General features: G+C 51.6%; 19 protein-coding genes and 1 pseudogene. 12 read left to right on the top strand and 8 right to left on the bottom strand.

Annotation, left to right across the window (positions count from 1 at the left end; translation table 11 throughout):
* Positions 1 to 24 precede the first annotated feature (24 nt).
* Together QT397_21345 and QT397_21350 are read right to left on the bottom strand one after the other, a co-directional pair.
* Positions 25 to 258: a BolA/IbaG family iron-sulfur metabolism protein gene (locus QT397_21345; protein ID WNZ55380.1), complete on the bottom strand. Its 234-nt coding sequence runs from the start codon at positions 256 to 258 to the stop codon at positions 25 to 27.
* 87 nt (positions 259 to 345) lie between these two features.
* Positions 346 to 999 (bottom strand): ABC transporter substrate-binding protein, encoded by a 654-nt coding sequence (locus QT397_21350; GenBank protein ID WNZ55381.1) that lies wholly within the window; start codon positions 997 to 999, stop codon positions 346 to 348.
* Between the two features lie 410 nt (positions 1,000 to 1,409).
* Between QT397_21350 and QT397_21355 the strand changes: the two genes are divergently transcribed.
* The 12 genes and pseudogenes from QT397_21355 (at position 1,410) to yjgA (ending at position 10,834) form a co-directional block, all read left to right on the top strand.
* Positions 1,410 to 2,381 (top strand): KpsF/GutQ family sugar-phosphate isomerase, encoded by a 972-nt coding sequence (locus QT397_21355; protein WNZ55382.1) that lies wholly within the window; start codon positions 1,410 to 1,412, stop codon positions 2,379 to 2,381.
* A 91-nt stretch (positions 2,382 to 2,472) separates the two neighbouring features.
* Positions 2,473 to 3,010, top strand: a pseudogene (locus QT397_21360) (HAD-IIIA family hydrolase).
* Positions 3,007 to 3,576 carry an LPS export ABC transporter periplasmic protein LptC gene (gene lptC / locus QT397_21365; GenBank protein WNZ55383.1) on the top strand — a complete coding sequence of 190 codons (570 nt, stop codon included), beginning with the start codon at positions 3,007 to 3,009 and terminating at the stop codon, positions 3,574 to 3,576. Before QT397_21360 ends, lptC begins: the two are co-directional and overlap by 4 nt.
* Entirely contained in the window at positions 3,563 to 4,120 is a 558-nt protein-coding gene (gene lptA / locus QT397_21370) for a lipopolysaccharide transport periplasmic protein LptA (GenBank protein WNZ55384.1), read from the top strand. The genes lptC and lptA overlap by 14 nt, the downstream gene beginning before the upstream one ends.
* 92 nt (positions 4,121 to 4,212) lie before the next feature.
* Positions 4,213 to 4,938: an LPS export ABC transporter ATP-binding protein gene (lptB, locus tag QT397_21375; GenBank protein ID WNZ55385.1), complete on the top strand. Its 726-nt coding sequence runs from the start codon at positions 4,213 to 4,215 to the stop codon at positions 4,936 to 4,938.
* Positions 4,939 to 5,132: 194 nt separating this feature from the next.
* A complete protein-coding gene (locus tag QT397_21380) occupies positions 5,133 to 6,599 on the top strand; it encodes an RNA polymerase factor sigma-54 (GenBank protein WNZ55386.1) in 1,467 nt (488 codons plus the stop codon).
* A gap of 196 nt (positions 6,600 to 6,795) precedes the next feature.
* Positions 6,796 to 7,086 (top strand): ribosome-associated translation inhibitor RaiA, encoded by a 291-nt coding sequence (gene raiA, locus QT397_21385; protein ID WNZ55387.1) that lies wholly within the window; start codon positions 6,796 to 6,798, stop codon positions 7,084 to 7,086.
* A gap of 41 nt (positions 7,087 to 7,127) precedes the next feature.
* Complete coding sequence (locus QT397_21390) at positions 7,128 to 7,550, top strand: PTS sugar transporter subunit IIA (protein WNZ55388.1); 423 nt, start codon at positions 7,128 to 7,130, stop codon at positions 7,548 to 7,550.
* A 105-nt stretch (positions 7,551 to 7,655) separates the two neighbouring features.
* On the top strand, positions 7,656 to 8,516 hold the full coding sequence (gene rapZ, locus QT397_21395) for an RNase adapter RapZ (GenBank protein ID WNZ55389.1): 861 nt from the start codon (positions 7,656 to 7,658) through the stop codon (positions 8,514 to 8,516).
* Positions 8,517 to 8,535: 19 nt separating this feature from the next.
* Positions 8,536 to 8,805, top strand: a complete 270-nt coding sequence (locus QT397_21400; GenBank protein ID WNZ55390.1) for an HPr family phosphocarrier protein — start codon at positions 8,536 to 8,538, stop codon at positions 8,803 to 8,805.
* 99 nt (positions 8,806 to 8,904) lie between these two features.
* On the top strand, positions 8,905 to 10,272 hold the full coding sequence (mgtE, locus tag QT397_21405; GenBank protein ID WNZ55391.1) for a magnesium transporter: 1,368 nt from the start codon (positions 8,905 to 8,907) through the stop codon (positions 10,270 to 10,272).
* 46 nt (positions 10,273 to 10,318) lie between these two features.
* On the top strand, positions 10,319 to 10,834 hold the full coding sequence (gene yjgA / locus QT397_21410; protein ID WNZ55392.1) for a ribosome biogenesis factor YjgA: 516 nt from the start codon (positions 10,319 to 10,321) through the stop codon (positions 10,832 to 10,834).
* A gap of 59 nt (positions 10,835 to 10,893) precedes the next feature.
* Here yjgA and msrB read toward each other — a convergent pair whose 3' ends face one another.
* The 6 genes from msrB to mreC all read right to left on the bottom strand — a co-directional run bounded on the left by msrB (position 10,894) and on the right by mreC (position 19,251).
* Positions 10,894 to 11,436 carry a peptide-methionine (R)-S-oxide reductase MsrB gene (gene msrB / locus QT397_21415; protein ID WNZ55393.1) on the bottom strand — a complete coding sequence of 181 codons (543 nt, stop codon included), beginning with the start codon at positions 11,434 to 11,436 and terminating at the stop codon, positions 10,894 to 10,896.
* Between the two features lie 74 nt (positions 11,437 to 11,510).
* Entirely contained in the window at positions 11,511 to 15,713 is a 4,203-nt protein-coding gene (locus QT397_21420) for a YhdP family protein (protein ID WNZ55394.1), read from the bottom strand.
* Between the two features lie 36 nt (positions 15,714 to 15,749).
* Positions 15,750 to 17,237, bottom strand: a complete 1,488-nt coding sequence (rng, locus tag QT397_21425; GenBank protein ID WNZ55395.1) for a ribonuclease G — start codon at positions 17,235 to 17,237, stop codon at positions 15,750 to 15,752.
* Positions 17,234 to 17,845 (bottom strand): nucleoside triphosphate pyrophosphatase, encoded by a 612-nt coding sequence (locus QT397_21430; protein ID WNZ55396.1) that lies wholly within the window; start codon positions 17,843 to 17,845, stop codon positions 17,234 to 17,236. Before QT397_21430 ends, rng begins: the two co-directional genes overlap by 4 nt.
* 97 nt (positions 17,846 to 17,942) lie before the next feature.
* Positions 17,943 to 18,422: a rod shape-determining protein MreD gene (mreD, locus tag QT397_21435; GenBank protein WNZ55397.1), complete on the bottom strand. Its 480-nt coding sequence runs from the start codon at positions 18,420 to 18,422 to the stop codon at positions 17,943 to 17,945.
* Positions 18,409 to 19,251 carry a rod shape-determining protein MreC gene (gene mreC / locus QT397_21440; GenBank protein ID WNZ55398.1) on the bottom strand — a complete coding sequence of 281 codons (843 nt, stop codon included), beginning with the start codon at positions 19,249 to 19,251 and terminating at the stop codon, positions 18,409 to 18,411. The genes mreD and mreC overlap by 14 nt, the downstream gene beginning before the upstream one ends.
* Positions 19,252 to 19,292 lie beyond the last annotated feature (41 nt).

Consider the following 19,292-nt stretch of genomic DNA (forward strand, 5'->3'; position numbering starts at 1 on the left):
CAACACCTCAGTGGCAATGGCAAGTTAACGACTGGCTTCTTCTGGAGTCAGAGTCTGCATTTGCACGGCATGCAAGGTGCCGTCGGCGATTTTTTCACCAAGAGCGGCATAGACAAGCTGTTGCTTTTTTAAACGACTCAGACCTTCAAAGGAACTGCTCACTACAGTGACCATCAGGTGACTACCTTCAAAAGCCACTTCAACAGTACTGTCGGGAATTTGCCCTTCAATTAGGGCCTTGATTTCGTCTGGTTGCATAGGAGGGACTTGCGATTGGTTAAAAACAGCACGCAAGTGTACTTGAATCAAGCGGAGTGCGCAGCTACGCACTCCAAAGTTCGCGGATCAACTCACTTTATTTGCGGCATCGTCTGCCGCTGACCAATTAGAAATCACCTTGTCGATGTCCCCATAAGTCTGCATTGACTGCGAGAACTGACTGCGGAAAGTCTTACCCAGGTTGACCCCATTCAGAATCACATTGATCAACTTCCACTGACCTGCCCGATTGCGCACCAAGGTATACGAAACTTTTGTTATACCCTCTTTACTGCGAACTTCCTGCAGTACATTTACACGATTACCTTGAGGTGTGGTGCCGGGATTGACCACTTTTACATCCAGGTCGCCAAAATTTGCCACGCCACGAGCAAATGTCGCTACAAGATCGCGACGAAAAGCATCCGTAAAGCGAGAGCGTTGATCGGCAGTCGCCTGCTTGGCATAGCGCCCCATTACACCACGAGCGATAAAGTCAAAATCAACAACCGGGGTTAGCACCCCTTCAACAGCACTGTAGTATCTTTGCGGGTCTGAATTTGCATACTGAGCATTGGTACGAATTACCCCCAAAAGCTCATCGGAAACCCCTTTAATCATTACATATGGATTTTGGGCCGCATTGGCTACAGGCACCACTGCAGAAGCAAAAACAACACAAAGCGCAAATCTAATCCACCGCGACAAACCGTTTCGGCCAATCCAAAATGATGCGTTCACAAATTATCTCCAGTTAGCAAATCATTCCTTGGACGCATATGACAGAATTTAGTGCCATAGCAATACCACATATCAACCTTCCCGCAGCCCAACTGAGAGTGTGTCGATCATCCATTGAGTGACATAGCTGACAGCGGAGACGGCAAACTATACCATGGCCGCACCCGGTAATGTGGCGGTGTACGAGCGTGTCATTTGACACATCTAAAATGCGCACTGGCTTTTTTCGCCGCCAGTAGCCCGCTAATATAGATTAGCACGACAGCAAAAAGTCGAGTCGCCTTTAAATACTGGACTCATATGACAAAAATTATCCACGCTGTCGCATAAGTAAATATCGAAACTGTCGCATAATTAGACAGTTTTACGGCAACTTTTAAAAAGCACTAGTAAGCGATTCGAGGCAGTTGATGACACAGGATCTAATTTTGGAAGCTGGGCGCCGCACCGTCCGCATGGAAGCCGATGCCGTAGCAGCACTGGAAAACAGAATAAACGAAGAATTCCAGCAAGCTTGTAAATTGATTATGCAATGTCGTGGCCGTACAATTGTTACCGGCATGGGCAAGTCAGGGCATATTGGCCGCAAGATAGCCGCCACCCTTGCCAGCACTGGCACACCAAGCTTTTTTGTTCACCCCGGCGAGGCGAGTCACGGCGATCTCGGTATGATCACACGAGATGACGTTGTTATAGCCATATCAAACTCTGGCTCCTCCGCTGAAGTCCTCACATTACTGCCGCTATTAAAACGCTTAGGTATTCCACTTATCAGCATGGCTGGCAAAACCGACTCTCCCCTCGCTCAGGCCGCAGAAGTTAATTTAGATATTTCTGTAGAAACAGAAGCTTGCCCCCTCAACCTTGCACCTACCTCTTCAACAACTGTCACTCTCGTGATGGGAGACGCCCTTGCGGTCGCTTTACTCGAGGCTCGCGGCTTTACCGCCGAAGACTTTGCCTTCTCTCACCCCGGTGGCGCACTCGGGCGCAGGCTTTTATTGAAAACAGAAGATGTAATGCATGTCGGTAACGAACTTCCGCAAGTAACGCCGGAGACATTACTTTCAAAAGCCCTACTTGAAATGACCAGCAAAGGCTTTGGTATAACCACCGTAGTGAACGATGAGGGAGAGCTGCTAGGAGTGTTCACCGATGGAGATTTGCGCAGGGTAATCGATCAAAAGATTGAGCTAGACAAAGCAATTATGGAAGAAGTTATGAGCCGCCGCCCCAAAACGGTCTCTACCGACACACTGGCAGCCGAGGCTCTACGAATTATGGAGGACTACAAGATTACCGCTCTAGTAGTAGAAGATGAAACGCATCACCCCCTTGGCGTACTTCACATGCACGACATTCTACGTGCCGGTGTTATCTGAAAAGTAAAATGAAGCGCACGGAATAAATCGTGCAACTTCAAATGAAAGACTTGTATTGGCACACGACAGTAAGTTTATAGGAATAACCCTAGTGATCCATGAACAACTACTAAACGACTCCCTTAGAAATGTACGCTGGCTTGTATTAGACGTAGATGGCGTCCTGACAGACGGCAAGCTTTATTTTGACAATAGCGGCAACGAACTCAAAACCTTTCACACCCTGGATGGGCATGGCATTAAAATGCTGCAAAACTCTGGTGTACGTGTAGCAATCATTACCGGCCGGCGCAGTAATGTTGTAGAGCGCCGAGCGCACGACCTGGGTATCAATAAATTGATTCAGGGCCGGGAGGACAAGTTTGCCGCACTACAGGAGTTACTTTCTGAAGAGTCATGCCGCCTGGAAGATATCGCCTATGTCGGGGATGATTATCCCGATCTACTGGTAATGACCAAGGTCGGATGCCCCATCGCACCACCTAATGCAGCCCCCTGTACGGGAGCGAGCCCTGTGGATCACAGAGGCCCGTGGCGGCGAGGGCGCTGTACGCGAAGTCTGCGACCGCATTATGATTGCACAAGGGACCTTTGACGCGGCGCTCGCCCCCTATATCGGAGAAAAATGATGCGCTCGTGGTTGCCTCTCATACTGGTCATTCTGCTTATAAGTGCCGGGCTCTGGTTTTCCGAGAGTCCGCCAGAACAGTTCTTAGGCAAAAGGCCCACTCCTCAGCAACAAAATCGGGCTGCGGACCTTGTTATCAAAGGGGCTGAAACTCGCCATTTTGACCAGGCAGGCAACCTAGCTTATCGAGTGGATGCAGAGCAAATCACCTATTTTCAATTTAAACGTCGGGATCGAGCCAACCTTAAAGAGCCGCGCATGCTGTTCTATACGGACGACCAGCCCAAGTGGGCAACTCGGTCCAAAAGGGGTGTGGCCTTCAATCGAGGAGAACGTATCGTACTTAGTGGCGACGTTCAAATTGATGAACTCCCTGGCCCGAATGGCATCCAATTGGAGACACAGCGAATCACAATCTTCCCTGACAGGGAATTCGCCGAGACCGACAAAGTTGTTACTATTAGCTCCGGCCCCAACCGCACTGAAGGAACGGGGATGCGCGCTTACCTGAAAGAAAACCGGATGGAAATTCTATCCGACGTGAAGAGCAGCTATGACACCCAATAACCGCTATCCCTCTATGCTTAAGACCTTCACTGCGATTACGCTGGCAGCTATTACCACCGTAGCACAGGCTTTACCTGACGATAGAACCCAAAGAATCTCTGTGGGCTCGGAATCTATGTCAGCCGACCGCGCCAATAATTTAGTGGTTTATAGTGACAATGTGGTCATCACGCAGGGCTCCCTCCAAATCAGGGCAGATCGCGTGGAAGTCTACTTTACCGCAAGCGATGAAATCAGCCGAGTCATTGCTGTGGGCCGCCCCGCGCACTTCCAACAAAAGATATTGGAGAGCGAAGAGCCTGTTAAAGCCCGTGCTGAGCGCATCGAGTATGTCATCAGCTCTGAAGAACTGCAGCTCACCGGGCAAGCTTATATCGATCGCGATGGCAACACCCTAACTGCGGAGAAAATCGACTACGATCTCGCAACTGAGCAAATGAGCGCTCGCAGCCAGCCTGGCCAAGGCAGAGTTGAGATGATCTGGAAACCTGAGAGCACCGAAGCCAGCGAGCCTGCTGAAGCTAATACCGACACAGACCAGTAGTTCATCCAAATTTCAATGCCTGTAAAACAGCGCTATTTACAATGATGTAATCCGCTGCCCCTCTCGGCCGCGGTTAGATTTCAGGACTCATTATGCCAACGCTACAAGCGTTACACCTCGCCAAACAATATAAGAAAAGAAAAGTTGTCCAAGATGTATCTGTCAGCGTGTCAAGCGGACAGGTCGTTGGCTTACTTGGCCCCAACGGAGCTGGGAAAACCACCTGCTTCTATATGATCGCTGGGCTGGTGCAGGCCGATGCCGGGCAAGTCCTGATCGATAACGAAGATATTACCCGCCTATCAATGCACGGGCGCGCCCGCAAAGGGATCGGTTACCTACCTCAGGAAGCCTCTGTTTTTCGACGCCTGTCTGTACGCGACAATATTCTCGCAATCCTCGAAACCCGAAAAGGGCTCAATCGTGCAGAGCGCGAAGAGCAAGCCCAGGAGTTGCTCGAAGAGTTCAACATCACACACATTAAAAACAGCCTAGGAATGGCCCTATCCGGCGGAGAGCGGCGCAGGGTGGAGATTGCACGAGCCCTGGCTACAGACCCAAGCTTTGTCTTGCTCGATGAACCCTTTGCTGGTGTAGACCCTATTTCAGTGAACGATATCAAACACATTATTCGCCACTTGCGGGACAGGGATATCGGCGTCTTGATCACAGATCACAACGTAAGGGAAACCCTGGATATCTGTGAAACTGCTTATATCGTTAGCGAGGGACATATTATTGCCTCAGGCACGCCCGATGATGTCCTCGCTAACCAGCAAGTGCGCGAAGTCTATTTGGGACACGAGTTCACCATTTAATGGCAAATGATGACAGGCGTAACTAAATAGGTAAAATTTCGAAAAACATATCATACTTCACATAGAAATCGACCTCCTGGCAGGCAATAGTCGGCATGCTTATTGCTTGTAATAGTTTGAGGGCCAAGGTAGTCTGCGCCATCTCGGGTTAATTTTGACGAACCCTTTGTCGCACTGGCCTGCAACTTTAAATTATGAAGCAGTCTCTCCAGCTCAAGCTCGGCGCACAGCTAACCATGACCCCCCAGTTGCAGCAGGCAATACGCCTCCTGCAGCTCTCCACACTAGATTTACAGCAAGAAGTCCAGGCAGCCCTCGACAGCAACCCAATGCTGGAAGCTGAGGGTGAAGACCCGGCTCAACAAGCAACAGCCAATAACGAGAGCAACGCACAACAAGAGCCTCCAGCCGCTGTAGGAGAGGATTTAAACCACGCAGCCGCTGAGGAAAAAGAGCTTGGTGATTCCGACTGGAACCAGGATATTCCAACAGAGCTGCCCGTTGATTCTCACTGGGACGACATTTACAGCAGCTACAGTGGCCCCACCGAGGGCGACGACCCCAATTTTGAGCGCAACTCTTCCACCGACACACTTCAAGACCACTTGCGCTGGCAATTAAACCTGACAGCACTTTCCAGTCACGATAAATGGATCGGCGAGCACCTTATTGACGCCATCAACCCAAACGGTCTTCTCAATACCACCGTTGATGACGTAGCCACCTCCCTTCAGCTCGAAGAAGATGAAGTAGTTGCAGTCCTTAAAGCTGTACAACAATTCGAACCAGCTGGCTGTGGGGCCAGAAACCTCCAAGAATGCCTTCTACTCCAGCTCAAGCAGCTACCAGCGGAAACTCCGTGGCTAAACGAAGCGCAGACCATTATTGAGCGCCACTTGGAATTACTTGGAAAAAGGGATTTCAGGCAACTCACCCGACGCACACGCCTCAACGAAGCCCAGCTCGGCGAAGTGATCCGCCTTATCCAGACACTAACCCCCAACCCAGGTGAGGAGTTCAGCGGGGAACAGCCCGCTTATGTCATTCCCGACATTATTGTGTCCCGCAAGGATCACCGCTGGCTGGTCGAACTCAATCCAGAAATCACTCCCAAGATCCGGATTAATGGCCACTACGCCTCCTTGGTAAAACGGGCGGACAACTCCCGGGAAAACAATTTCATGCGGGATCACTTGCAGGAGGCCCGCTGGTTCTTGAAGAGCCTGCAGAGCCGCCACGACACCCTGCTAAAGGTCGCTACGTCCATTGTGGATAAGCAGCAAGGCTTTTTTGAGGAAGGCCCAGAGGCAATGCGACCAATGGTTCTGGCAGATATTGCTGAAACCATTGGCATGCATGAATCCACCATATCCCGAGTGACCACTCAAAAATATATGCTGACTCCACGGGGAGTTTTCGAACTCAAATATTTCTTCTCAAGCCACGTCAGTACAGATTCCGGTGAGGATGCGTCATCCACCGCCATTCGAGCCCTGATTCGCAAGCTGATTGACACAGAAGTACCTCGAAAGCCGCTATCAGATAACAAGATCACTCAGGAGCTGGACAAGCAAGGCATCAAGGTTGCGCGCCGAACGGTAGCGAAATACCGCGAATCTATGGGTATCCCCTCCTCAAGTGAGAGAAAGAGGCTCATTTAAGTTACAACCCAAACACAGCCAATTAATCTGACCCCTAACCCACCTTCAGTCATACGCTACTGGCACCTTCCGCCCCCAACCTGCAACCAAAATCCAAAATTTGAGTGTATCCTTCCATTCTGGCCCACTTCCTAGTAGGGTTGCGACCCGATAGGGGGTGAGCGCCGGCTTGTGATGCACCTTTAAGGAGAAATCCATGCAGATCAATATTAGTGGCCACCACGTCGACGTTACCTCACCTATGCGCAGCTACTGCGAAAGCAAAATGGAGAAGCTGTCCAGACATTACGACAACATCACCAACGCGCAAGTAATTTTATCCGTCGAGAAACTGATCCAAAAAGCTGAGGCGACGGTACATATAAACGGTCACGACCTCTGTGCTGGATCCGAAGACAGAGATATGTACGCGGCAATTGATGCGCTCACCGATAAGCTGGACCGCCAACTGAAAAAACACAAAGAGAAGTTGCAGAACCATCGCTGAACTATGACACTGGAAGCATTACTCTCTCCCCGCCTTAGCCTTTGCCATCTGGCGGGGAGCAGCAAAAAAAGCTACTGCTCAATATTGCCCAGGCCATCGCCGAACAATATCCCCAACACGACTCCGATACAGTTTTTAACCAACTGATCGCCCGTGAGCGCCTTGGTTCCACCGGTATCGGCGATGGTGTTGCCATTCCCCATTGCAGGCTGCCCGGCTGTGATAGCCCCATTGGGGTTCTCTGTACCACCCAGCCCGCCATTGATTTTGACTCTGTCGACCGCCAGCCTGTCGATTTGCTATTTACTCTTCTGGTCCCCGAAGATGCTGAGCAGGAACATCTGGATACGCTAGCCGAAATCGCCGCTCTGTTTTCCAACAGCCAGGTTAGAGATAAGCTAAGGCAAGCACAAAGTAGTGATGAGCTATATGCCCTCGCTATTGATAGTACTGCAGCCGCCTAGAGGAGGTTTTGTTAGTAACTGAGTCTCAGAGCTGACATTCGCCTCATTGTTCAGGTAGTGCAACAAGCGAAATAATAAAGACTTGATCAAAGAAAAGGGCTCTCCATGCGCTTGGTGATAATTAGTGGACGCTCCGGCTCCGGAAAAAGTTCTGCACTGCAATTACTGGAAGATGTCGGCTTCAATTGTATCGACAACCTTCCCACCAGCCTGCTCCCGGAGCTGGTTAAGAGGGTCAAGGCACAACCGCCAAAAGAAAACACACCTCTGGCCCTGGGTGTCGATGCCCGCAACCTCTGGCAAGACATTAGACAGGCTCCCAGTGTTATTGAGTCCTTGCGCGAGGCAGGGGTTCAATGTGATGTTATCTATCTCGATGCCCGCGAGCCGGTTTTAGTACAGCGATTCAGTGAGACCAGACGAAAGCACCCTCTCAGCAATGATTGCACCCATTTGCTAGAAGCTCTCAATCAGGAAAAAGAGCTTCTCACCCCTATCTCAACCATCGCGGATATGGTTATTGATACCAGCACCCTGAGTTTGCACCAACTGCGCGAACTGATTAAAAATCGTGTTGTTGGTGAACAATCAAACAGCATGGCGATTCTTTTCCAGTCCTTTGGGTTCAAGTATGGGGTGCCTGTGGATTCAGACTTGATTTTTGACTTGCGCTGTCTACCCAACCCCTACTGGGAACCAGCTCTAAGAGAAAAAACCGGTAAGGATATCGAGGTCGCTGAATTCTTGCGCTCTCACCCAGAGACCGCAAAGATGGAGGCTGACATCACCAACTTTTTGGAAAACTGGCTACCCTCCTACCAGAAAAGTAATCGCAGCTACACCTGTGTCTCTATCGGCTGCACTGGGGGCCGACATCGATCAGTTTATATGGTTGAACAGCTGGTAAAGAAATTTTCTAAAGAGTTTGATAACGTCCAGATACGCCACAGGGAGCAACAAAAATAGATTTTTGTCGAGCAGCGCAATGCAGAAACACCAACTGACCATCATCAATAAACTCGGCTTGCACGCCCGCGCTGCAAGCAAGTTCGCGCAGACTTCCTCCAAGTTCTGCTCCAATATTAAAGTGCATTGCCAGGGTAAAGCCGTAGATGGAAAAAGTGTGATGGCCCTAATGTTACTAGCTGCAGGCAAAGGCACGGAGCTGGAACTGGAAATAGAGGGGACAGATGAAAGTGCCGCCCTGGAAGCTATCAGCACACTGATCTCCAATCGATTCGGCGAAGCTGAATAGAGGCCAGTATACTATTGCTACGAAAAGCTCACTCTAAACATTAAATCGCTAAGCTTTTACATCGCCTCCCAAATCCACCACTAGCAGTAAGGACTTGTTGTGCCCAGCTCTCCCCAAGCCGAAATCAAATTCCGCGCACAGAATCAGCTGGGTGAGCTGTATGCCGCGCTGGATAGCGGTACGGGACAAGAAGTCCGGCGCATGCTCAAGACCCTAACTCCCCAGAGTGTTGCGCAATTGCTGGAGAGCTCTCCACCGCGTATCCGCCAGGTACTTTGGAATTTGGTGGACAGGGAAATAGAGGGTGAGGTCCTACAGGAACTCACCGACGATGTGCGCAGCCAGATCCTCGCCACTATGGATACCGAGGAGATGGTAGAGGTGATGGAAGGCCTGGATGCCGACGACATCGCCGATATACTTCAGCAGCTGCCGGAGCGAGTTGTTGCCGAAGTGCTCTCATCGATGACGGAAACCGACCGTCTCCGGGTTGAAAGTGTTCTCGCCTATGATGAGAACACTGCTGGCGGTTTAATGGATACGGACACCATCTCTGTCCGCCCCAACCTGACTCTAGATGTGGTACTTCGCTACCTTAGGCGCCACGAACAACTACCGGAATCTACCGACAGCCTTTTTGTGATTAACCGGAGGGGCCAATATATCGGTCTCTTGCCACTATCCAAACTTCTCACCACAGACCCATCGGTGACAGTTCGCGAAGTGGTCAATACCGATGTGGAACCAATACCCGCAGATATGCCCGACACTGAAGTCGCGCGCTTGTTTGAGAAATATGATTGGATTACCGCACCGGTAGTCGATGAAGATAACCGCCTGCTGGGGCGAATCACTATTGACGATGTAGTAGATGTTATCCGAGAGGATGCAGATCACTCCCTGATGAGCCTTGCCGGCCTCGATGAGGAGGAAGACACCTTTGCCCCAGTAGGGCGCACTGCTCGGCGCCGGGCCGTTTGGCTGGGTATTAATCTGCTCACAGCTCTGCTTGCCTCCTGGGTGATCAGCTTGTTCCAAAATACCCTGGATAAGGTGGTAGCCCTAGCAGTCCTAATGCCCATCGTCGCCAGCATGGGGGGCGTGGCCGGTAGCCAAACGCTGACAGTGGTCATTCGCGGTATGGCCTTAGGCCAGATAGGACGCAGTAATTTGAGCTGGCTACTTTCCCGTGAACTGGGTTCGGCGGCACTCAATGCTCTTTTATGGGCGCTTGTGATGGGCTTGATAACCGCCATGTGGTTTGGCGATATATGGATTGCGGTCATTATCCTTGCCGCCATGATAATCAACCTATTAACCGCCGCACTCGCCGGAGCGATATTACCAGTAGCATTGCGTGCCATGAATATAGACCCGGCATTGGCCGGCGGGGTAGCGCTTACTACAGTCACCGATGTAGTAGGCTTTATGTCTTTTCTGGGCTTGGCCACTTGGTACTTTAGCTAAATCACCTCTGGACCAAGCCCCCTTATTTACCGAAAGCGAATCAAAGATGTACGAATACGACGATTACGATGACGACCTGCCGAAAAGTAAAACTCAGGTCAAAAAAGAAATGCACGAGCTGCAGGATCTCGGCAAGCAACTAACCGAGCTCTCCAAGGCCCAACTGGCTGAAGTCCCCATAGATGAGGACTTGCAGGAGGCTATTGCTACGCTACATCGGATCAAATCCAATGAAGCTCGCCGACGCCAGATGCAGTACATCGGCAAGTTGATGCGCAGTGCCGACCAAGAGGCGATAGAAACAGTGCTGAGCCGCTTTAAAGAGCGAGACCAACAACACCTGCGTTTCGATAAAATGGCTGAAGACTGGCGCAAACGACTACTGGAAGAAGGCAATAGTGCCCAGGGTGAGTTCTTTGACCAGCATCCCGGTGTCGACCATCAACAGCTGCGCCAACTGATTAGGGACTCCCATCGAGAAATCAAAAACAATAAGCCACCAACCAATCAACGAAAATTATTCCGCTATCTTCGCGACTTCTTTATCCAGGAAGCGGAATAAGGGCTCCGGGCGCTCCAGAGTTAACTGGCCGGCAGCGCCCGCAATCTAGACACCAGAAGTTATTGCGCTTTCTTATCCCCAGAAGCCGGCACAAAGTCCAGGGCGAGAGAATTTAGGCAGTAGCGTAAACCAGTGGGCTCCGGGCCATCTTTAAAAACATGCCCCAAGTGTTCCCCGCACTTTGATAACACCTCAGTCCGCTTCAAGCCCCAGCTGTAATCGTCCTTTAAGACAATATTTTGTGGGTAGGCAACATCCCAAAAGCTGGGCCAACCAGTACCCGATTCAAACTTCTGCTCAGAGCTGAAAACCGGTAAACGGCAACCCGCAGTGACATAAACCCCTTTCTCTTTGTTATTCAGAAGCTTGCCACTAAAAGCGGGCTCGGTACCTTTTTTCCAGAGAACCTTATAGCGATCCTCTGGCAGGATCTGCTTCCATACAGACTTAGGGATCTGATCGAGATCAGTCCCCTCTGCAATATGCTTTTCAGCTTGAGCCACCGTCATATTCTGGTCGCGCTGGTGGTCATCTGCCTCAGAACACGCCGAAAGGGTGACGGCTGTAAAAAGAAGGAGGGGCAATAATGAATGCAACGCCATCTAGAGTGCTCCTTTTACAGGGGATCATCACTAAGATTAGATGGCTATTGCACGCTGCCTCTGGATATTAAAACTCAAGCTGTAGGTGGGGACTTCTCTTCAGAACCGACCCCAACCTGTGTCTTGTTCCCCTCGTGGTCCAGAACCGCGCCCTCACGTTTGGCGCCATCCCCATCAAACAATTTCTCAAATCGCATTTGCGGGTCTGACCAACCGCCACTAATTCGGTAACTGACACTGGCGACCTTTTTAACCTGCTTTTTAAATGCCTTACTGATCAGGTAGACACCCGCAGCTGCAGGCAAACCACCGGCTAGGGCTGCAACCAAAGCCAGGTTGTTCCCAACTGGCAAAGTAGCCACCAACGTTAAATCCAGATCTTCGCGGACTAAATTAACCCGCCCCGCCATCTGTAGTTCACTGGTGGGTCCCTCTACCTGGATGGGTACAGCGATTAAAAGCTGACCATCGCCTTCAAAGACTACTTCGCCACGCACCCTATCAAAAGCCATACCACTCTTGTAAAGGTCAGTGAAATCAAGACGCAAACGTCGCGCCCAGGTATCAAAATTAAACAGTGACAATAGACGCAACACGGTAGAGCCTGTCGCACCGGTTGATCGCAGGAATCGGCCATCGCGAATATCAACCTTAAGCTCTCCGGAGAGAAGGCTTCCTTTCACCTGAGTCGGGGCCCCCTCCCACTTCAAAGCAGTTTCAAAGATCGCTGACTTACTCTCAATCAACGGCTCATGGCCCATCTTGCGCTGGATATCTGCAAGATCATCAGCCACCAATCGGCCGATAAATTGTGATGATTGCTGCCCCTCGGCATCCCTCATCCACACCAATTCTGCACCTAGCTCGCCATTGTGCTTGCCCTGTCCCTCAATGCGGAACCCTCTCACCGTGCCGTGGATATCACTCACCACCAAACGATCTGCAGCTGTCCTCAACTTAAATGACCAAGGCCCCAAGGCCTCTTCACCTATTTGAAGGTTATCAGTACTAAAATCGATTTGTGGCAAACTAGTAAAATCAAACTGCGCCAAAGGATCCGCTACTACCTCCTCCGCAAAGGGGTCTAAGGGAAAAGCTTCATCACTGACTTCCGCCGGTTTCTCTGGCTGAGGCAGACGCAAATGAGCCAGTTTGAGGCGTAACGGTGTACTGCCATCCAGTAAGCCGGTTAGATTTCCTGCAATCATTTCACTGTCAAGTTTGAGCTTCCAATCTGTCCCCACTCCCTCACCGATAACATGAATATGCTCAATTTCTGCAGAGCCCAACTGGAGCTTGTCTGTACTGAGATCCAGGCGTATCGGAAGTGGCTCACTGGCACTACCCGCAGCCTCTCCTGGATTTTCTGCATTACTTGCAACAGAACTGGCAGCGCTTGGCTTCGCTGGTTCAGGCAACTGGTAAACATCCAGCAGAGACTGCCAGCGAGGCAAGTCAACAGTGGAAATATCTCCAGTGACCGTCAACTCCCGTTTGGAGGGCAAATTTGCCTCAGCATTCAAGGCGATTGCAGCCCGATCTAACTCTCCATCAATCAGCCAGAATTGCCCCTGTAAATGTTCTCCATAGTCCAAGTGGAACAAGCTGCCCTGCTCTCCAATCGGCACTCGCAATACAAAATTGGTTTCTGTTTCCGCCGTCTTGCCAAGTGGGTCAGGTAGGTTTACAGCCACACCGGCCAGGTTGGAAGTGAGTTCAAATACTGCGGCGTAGGGGGTTTCCGCTGATTTTGCAGGAATGGTCACCAGGGCTTGATAATCCATTTCTCCTTCCAGCCACTGCAGTTCTGGCCGCGAACTCCAAGCGTGTACCGACTCAACCAATGCATTGCCGTCGATAACCACCTGGGTATCCCGCGCATCCCCCTCGCCAATATGTTGGATACGAGCAGTCAGCGGGCGGCCCCACAATTTGCCATTCAGCTGGGTCCCTTCAAGGCCTGTCGCACTATCGTATTTCACCAAACCATTCAACGCAGTCGCATCGAGGCGGAGCCCTTTCAGTTGAAGGTCACCGTGCTTCAGGTTGACTTCAACCTGTTGCTCGGGAACTACGGATGACTGTCCCAAGGGTAAAGTTAAGGATACAGCGCCATCCAAACTCCCAGTCAGGCTCCAATCATCAAAGGCACTTCCAAGGTGATCCCTGAGTGGTGATTCACGCAATAGTCGCAAACCATCGGCAGCCGGTCCAACCACCTCAGTTTGTACATCAAGGCGTGAGCCTCCACTCTTCTGAGGGGTTACCGCAACCAGAATATTTCCAGCATCCATATTCCAGAGCTTGGCTTTATCGGCATTGACCCGCACAATTTCATCATCGAGCAACAAACGGCCGTCCACATTCCTGACCTCAGGCCACTCACTGGCGTAGTCCAGGCTCGCATTTGAAAAATCGAGTGCCAACTGAATCGTTCTGCGCTTCTGGTGAGTCGCGAATGCTTTAAGGGTTTCTTCTTTACCCTCTTTGCTATAACTGCTGCCTCGATAGATAAAGGCCGCACTCTCAACGCGCCCTTGATTGTTCTTACCCAGGCCAGTTTTCAACCAGCTGCGCAAATCATCGCTAACCACAAATGGCACCAGCTCTTCCTGGGTAATAACCCCCGCATCTTTTATCGATAGGGAAAGCACCAGATCCACAGGTCGTGTTTGGGCGTGGAAGGGTAGTGACAGCATAAACTGACCACCGACCTGACCAAGTTCACTGCCAAGCATCAGCGGGCCCGACAATACGTTGACTTCGTTCAACGCCTTATCGACATCCCAGGCAATGGTGCCGCTGGCTTGATCGAATCCGAAAGCACTCTTATACAGACTGGGAAAGTGCGCCCCGAGGGGGGTACCGTCGAGTTCAACCCGGCCACTGGCGCCCTCAACCTGAAGATATCCACTCAACTGAGTAATTGCCGGGGCCCCTCGAAACGCCTCGACCGCAATATCTTCCAAGTTTGCGCTGATCTCTAACTGCCGGTCCGCGCCAGCTCGCAGACGCAGGCTGCGCAACCGACCTTGAGGTTTTAGTGCACGCAACCATTCATCTGCAGCCCCCTCAAGTAACGACAAGCGATTTAAGATACTGCTCCAACCAGCGAGATCGACCAGATCGGCCATCAGGGCTATACCCTCTTGGTCACTGTTAACCTGCAGGTTCAGCGACGGCATTTTCAAGCCCTGCCAATCGATTTCAATATCCTGCAGCGCTAATCGCCAGTGCTCTCCCGGCAACCAACGGCCCGACAAGTTGCCAGAAAAAGCGCGCAACGGAGCCAGTGTATGCTCTTCTATATCTTCTCCTGCCCTTTGCATATCGGTCAGGCTTTCTACTTGGGCCAAGTCCACCTGGCCCACTATGCGATACCCACTTACGGCATCACTATGCAACCACAAGCGGCCGTCTGCCCACTTCTTCCCCTGCCAGTGAAACCGGTCGGGTAACGGGGTGAGTTCGTGAAGCAAGCTGACAATGTCTTCATCCAGTAGCAACTCATTAAGCTGCATATAGCCGCGCAGTGAGAAGTGCTCTTTATCTTTGGGATTGCCCCGCCCCTCTAACACAACCCGTAGGGTCTCTTCATCAACCTGGCTACTCTCCCCTTCACGGGAAATAAAAGCCCGTGCAGTCAGTCGGTGAAAATCCCCGCTATTTTCCAGCTGGATTTCAGGCAAATTGATTTCTGCCAGCTGCTCATCGGGAAGGCGCACAGTGATCGCTGCATCACTGATTTGAATTTTGGGGCTCAACTGGAATAGGCGGGCCGGATCTGCCGCTTCGGGATTGGGTGCAGTGCTGCCTTCAAGCTTAAGCGGGGCATCGGGAAACCCCTGTAGATACCAGAGGCCATTTTCATCGCGGTTGAGCCCGGCCGAAAACTGATTCATTTGCAGGTCTTTCCAGACCAATTCCCGGTTCCAGAGACTGGAAAGTAGATCCAGCTGGAACAGGCCGTGCCCCATTTTCAGCTCACCGTGTTCCCCCAGACGCAGTCCATCCAGCTGCAATGCAACTTCAAGGGCCTCCCAACGCAGGGAAATACGATCCATCTGTACAGGAACGCCTAGCTGCTCACTAAGCCAATGACTAATCTGGGGACGATAGTTCTCTACCTGCGGGGACAGCAGTCGGCCTGTTTGCACGATGATTGCCAGTGCAATCACCAAACTTACCGACATTAACCAGAACTTTCTTGCAATCCAGCGTATTACAACCATCGCTATACCCTCACCACCAAACAGGCATGGACCGAGCGCTGACAATAAGCTCTCTTAGCTTGCTGGCGAGTGAATAATGGATTACACAAGAACAATGTCATATTGCTCCTGGTTGTAAATGGGCTCTACCTGGAACTGAATCGGCCGACCAATAAATTCTTCAAGATCGGCGACATTAGCCGACTCTTCATCCAGTAAAAGATCTATTACCACCTGACTGGCCAGTACCATAATTTTTTCACTATCGTAAGAGCGCGCCTCTCGAATAATCTCGCGGAAAATCTCGAAGCAAACTGTCTCCGCACTCTTTAAGGTGCCCCTACCACTGCAAACAGAGCAAGGCTCACATAAAATCTGCCCCAGTGACTCACGGGTGCGTTTGCGAGTCATTTCCACCAACCCCAGTTCGGAGACCCCGGTGATACTGGACTTGGCATGATCGCGCTCCAGGGTCTTTTCCAGGGTGCGCAAGACTTGTCGCTGGTGCTCGGGGTCTTTCATATCGATAAAATCAATAATGATAATCCCACCCAGATTCCTCAAACGCAGCTGGCGGGCAATCGCTGTAGCGGCCTCCAGGTTGGTCTTGAAGATAGTCTCTTCAAGATTTCGATGCCCAACAAAAGCACCCGTATTGACATCAATTGTACTCATCGCCTCTGTCTGCTCTACGATCAAGTAGCCGCCAGACTTCAAGGTGACTTTGTTGTGTAGTGCCCTTCTTATTTCTTCTTCAACACCGTATAAGTCAAACAGTGGGCGCTCACCGGGATAGTGTTCCAGGCGACCGGCAATTTCCGGCGCATATTTACCGGCAAATTCTGCCGCACGGCCGTGGGCCTCTCGGGAGTCTATACGAATCTTTTCGGTATAAGGGCGCGCAAGGTCACGCAATGCACGCATAAATAGTGGAAGGTCCTCATAGATAACCGAAGGCACTGGACGCTCCTTAATGCGCTCATCCAGCTCCCCCCATAATTTGTACAGAAAGGGGATATCTCTCAGCAGCTCTTCCTCACTCACCCCCTCGGCAACGGTACGCAAAATAAAGCCCCCATCGGCCGACAAACCATCTTCCGCGAGGCGTAGAGAAGCTGCTTCAACCAACTGGCGCAATCGCTCGCGTTCGTTCTCGTCTTCAATTCGATTAGAGATACCGATATGGCGCGTCTGCGGCATATACACCAGGTAACGTGCAGAAACCGACAGATGGGTAGTCAGCCGGGCACCTTTACTGCTGATAGGGTCCTTCACTACTTGCACGATCAGTGACTGCCCCTCTCTGACTAGCGCGCGGATATCCGCCACCTCGGCATCCCGCGCCTCCATGCCTTCTTCGTCGAGAGGTGCAATATCCGAGGCATGGATAAAGCCCGCACGCTCGAGGCCTATGTCGACAAAAGCGGCCTGCATTCCGGGCAGTACGCGAATCACCTTTCCCTTATAGATATTTCCTACAATCCCTCGCCGCGCACTCCGCTCCAGGTAGACCTCCTGGAGCACACCATTTTCTACCAGCGCAACCCGGGTTTCAGTCGGCGCAACATTAATTAACAGCTCTTCGCTCAAGATTGGCCCTCCTGCCAATAGGGAATGCCCGCATGATCCAGCATGGGGACTACAGCTTCCAATGGGAGCCCTACAACATTGCTGTAACTGCCACTAAAAGCTTCTACCAAGGCGGCACCAAAACCCTGAATACCGTAACCGCCAGCTTTATCGACAGGCTCTCCAGTACTCCAGTAATCCGCTATTTGAACTTTGGACAAGTGGCGGAACCTGACTCGAGTTTCCACTACTCGGCTAAACTGTCGATCCTGTGAACGCAAGCACACTGCAGTGAAAACAGAGTGCTCTACTCCCGATAGCGCCAGCATCATGGACTCAAAGTCAGCAAAATCTTGGGGTTTTTCCAGCAGCCTCTCACCTGCAATAACCACCGTATCCGCTCCCAAAGACCAGAGTCCCTGCGGGCTGTCAGCGGCTTGAAACCCGGCGACAGCCTTGTCGTGGGCCAAGCGTTCTATGTACTCAAGAGGGCTTTCAGCAGGTTGGCGTTGTTCTACAACAGCGGGGGACAATTGGGAGAAAGGCACCCCAATCTGGGCCAACAGTTCGGCGCGGCGCGGCGAACCAGAGGCCAAAAGAAGTCGATTTTCTGAAGCGCTTGTTGTCACTCTATTACATATTCCCTGTGGGTCAGCGGCTGATTATAGCGGCACTGTTCGAAAAATGATCGATTTTTTACACTGATTTACAGTGCCGACGAGACGGTCAACGAACGTGTAAACGCCCGGAAAGCCCCCTGAGCCACGGGGTCACCCAGGGCCAGAGCAGGGCTGTAGTCAGAGCGGGCCAAAGGAACGTCAGCCCGGGTACCGATTTACCTTCAAGGCCGTGCACCCAATTGCCCACCACTTGATGAATGCCCACCAGAACAAATACCCACAACAATTGCTGGGCCGGATTAAATGCCCGGGTGCGCTGGTAAGTCAGTAAGCTGAAATAGGCGAGTACCGATAGGGCCAGGGCATGGGTTCCCAAGCTCGCCCCCGTAGCCAAATCCTGGACAATACCGATCATCCAAGCGAACCCCACCCCGAAGGTCTGGGGCATTCGGGTAATCCAGAATATCACCAGCAAAGCCGGAAATGCCGGCCGAAACCAGAGCCACTGCTGTGGCAGGGGCATAACCGAGAGAAGCAGTGACAGCAGAATAGTGACCGCGATAAACCAGCGGTTATTCGCTTGCAACAGAATGTCCTCCACTGCCAATGACCGCCAATACAAAGCGGCTGCGATTCATCCGCCCCCTCGGCAACACTTCAGCCTCCGCAAAAGGTTTACCCGGGTCTCTCTGCACCGAGATAACCTCCCCGACCGGATAACCTGCGGGAAAGCGGCTACCCAAGCCGGAGCTGAGCAGCAAATCGCCCTCCCGAATATCACTGGTATTAGCAAGATGGCGTAACTTCAAGCGATACAGGTCACCTGTACCCTCGGCGACGGTGCGCATACTGTTGCGCAGAACCTGGACGGGAATGGCATGACTGGAATCAGTTATCAGCAGGATACGACTATAGGAGTCGCCAGCTTCAATCACCTGCCCCAGCAATCCACTGGCATCCATTACCGGGGTACCGATATCAATGCCGTCATCGCGGCCTTTGTCAATCAGCAGCACATGCTCCAAAGGGTCCGGGGTAACGCCAATTACCTGAGCCACCAATACTCGGTCATCGACCATTTCTGCTGAGTTCATCAGTTCTTTGAGCTGAGTGTTTTCCGCTTTTACGGCCGCCAATAGCTGGCTGCGCTGCTCCAGCAGTAAAACCTGGCGCTTGAGGCGGCTATTTTCCTCTTGCAGTTCTTCGCGCGAGCGAAACTGCTCATCGGCCCAATCGCCCACACGCTCGGGGGCTCCTGTAACCCAGTACAGTGGAGCAATAACTCCTGATAAGCGTTCTCTAACAGGCTGAAACCAATTGGTGTAATGATCGGAAACGATCAGCGAGATCGCGAGTATGATGAGAAAGCCCAGGCGGTATTCGGCAGAGGGACCGCGGGTAAATAGCGGTTTCACAGGCAACCCCCTCTTAACAGGTCAATCAAAGATGGTGAGAA

This window comes from Microbulbifer sp. MKSA007, assembly GCA_032615215.1.
Taxonomy (GTDB): domain Bacteria; phylum Pseudomonadota; class Gammaproteobacteria; order Pseudomonadales; family Cellvibrionaceae; genus Microbulbifer.

Coding starts and splice junctions, on each gene's coding strand:
- lptA (WNZ55384.1), top strand. CDS start 3,563: ATGACACCCAATAACCGCTATCCCTCTATGCTTAAGACCTTCACTGCG.
- QT397_21345 (WNZ55380.1), bottom strand. CDS start 258: ATGCAACCAGACGAAATCAAGGCCCTAATTGAAGGGCAAATTCCCGAC.
- raiA (WNZ55387.1), top strand. CDS start 6,796: ATGCAGATCAATATTAGTGGCCACCACGTCGACGTTACCTCACCTATG.
- rapZ (WNZ55389.1), top strand. CDS start 7,656: ATGCGCTTGGTGATAATTAGTGGACGCTCCGGCTCCGGAAAAAGTTCT.
- lptB (WNZ55385.1), top strand. CDS start 4,213: ATGCCAACGCTACAAGCGTTACACCTCGCCAAACAATATAAGAAAAGA.
- QT397_21380 (WNZ55386.1), top strand. CDS start 5,133: ATGAAGCAGTCTCTCCAGCTCAAGCTCGGCGCACAGCTAACCATGACC.
- QT397_21355 (WNZ55382.1), top strand. CDS start 1,410: ATGACACAGGATCTAATTTTGGAAGCTGGGCGCCGCACCGTCCGCATG.
- QT397_21400 (WNZ55390.1), top strand. CDS start 8,536: ATGCAGAAACACCAACTGACCATCATCAATAAACTCGGCTTGCACGCC.
- msrB (WNZ55393.1), bottom strand. CDS start 11,436: ATGGCGTTGCATTCATTATTGCCCCTCCTTCTTTTTACAGCCGTCACC.
- lptC (WNZ55383.1), top strand. CDS start 3,007: ATGATGCGCTCGTGGTTGCCTCTCATACTGGTCATTCTGCTTATAAGT.
- yjgA (WNZ55392.1), top strand. CDS start 10,319: ATGTACGAATACGACGATTACGATGACGACCTGCCGAAAAGTAAAACT.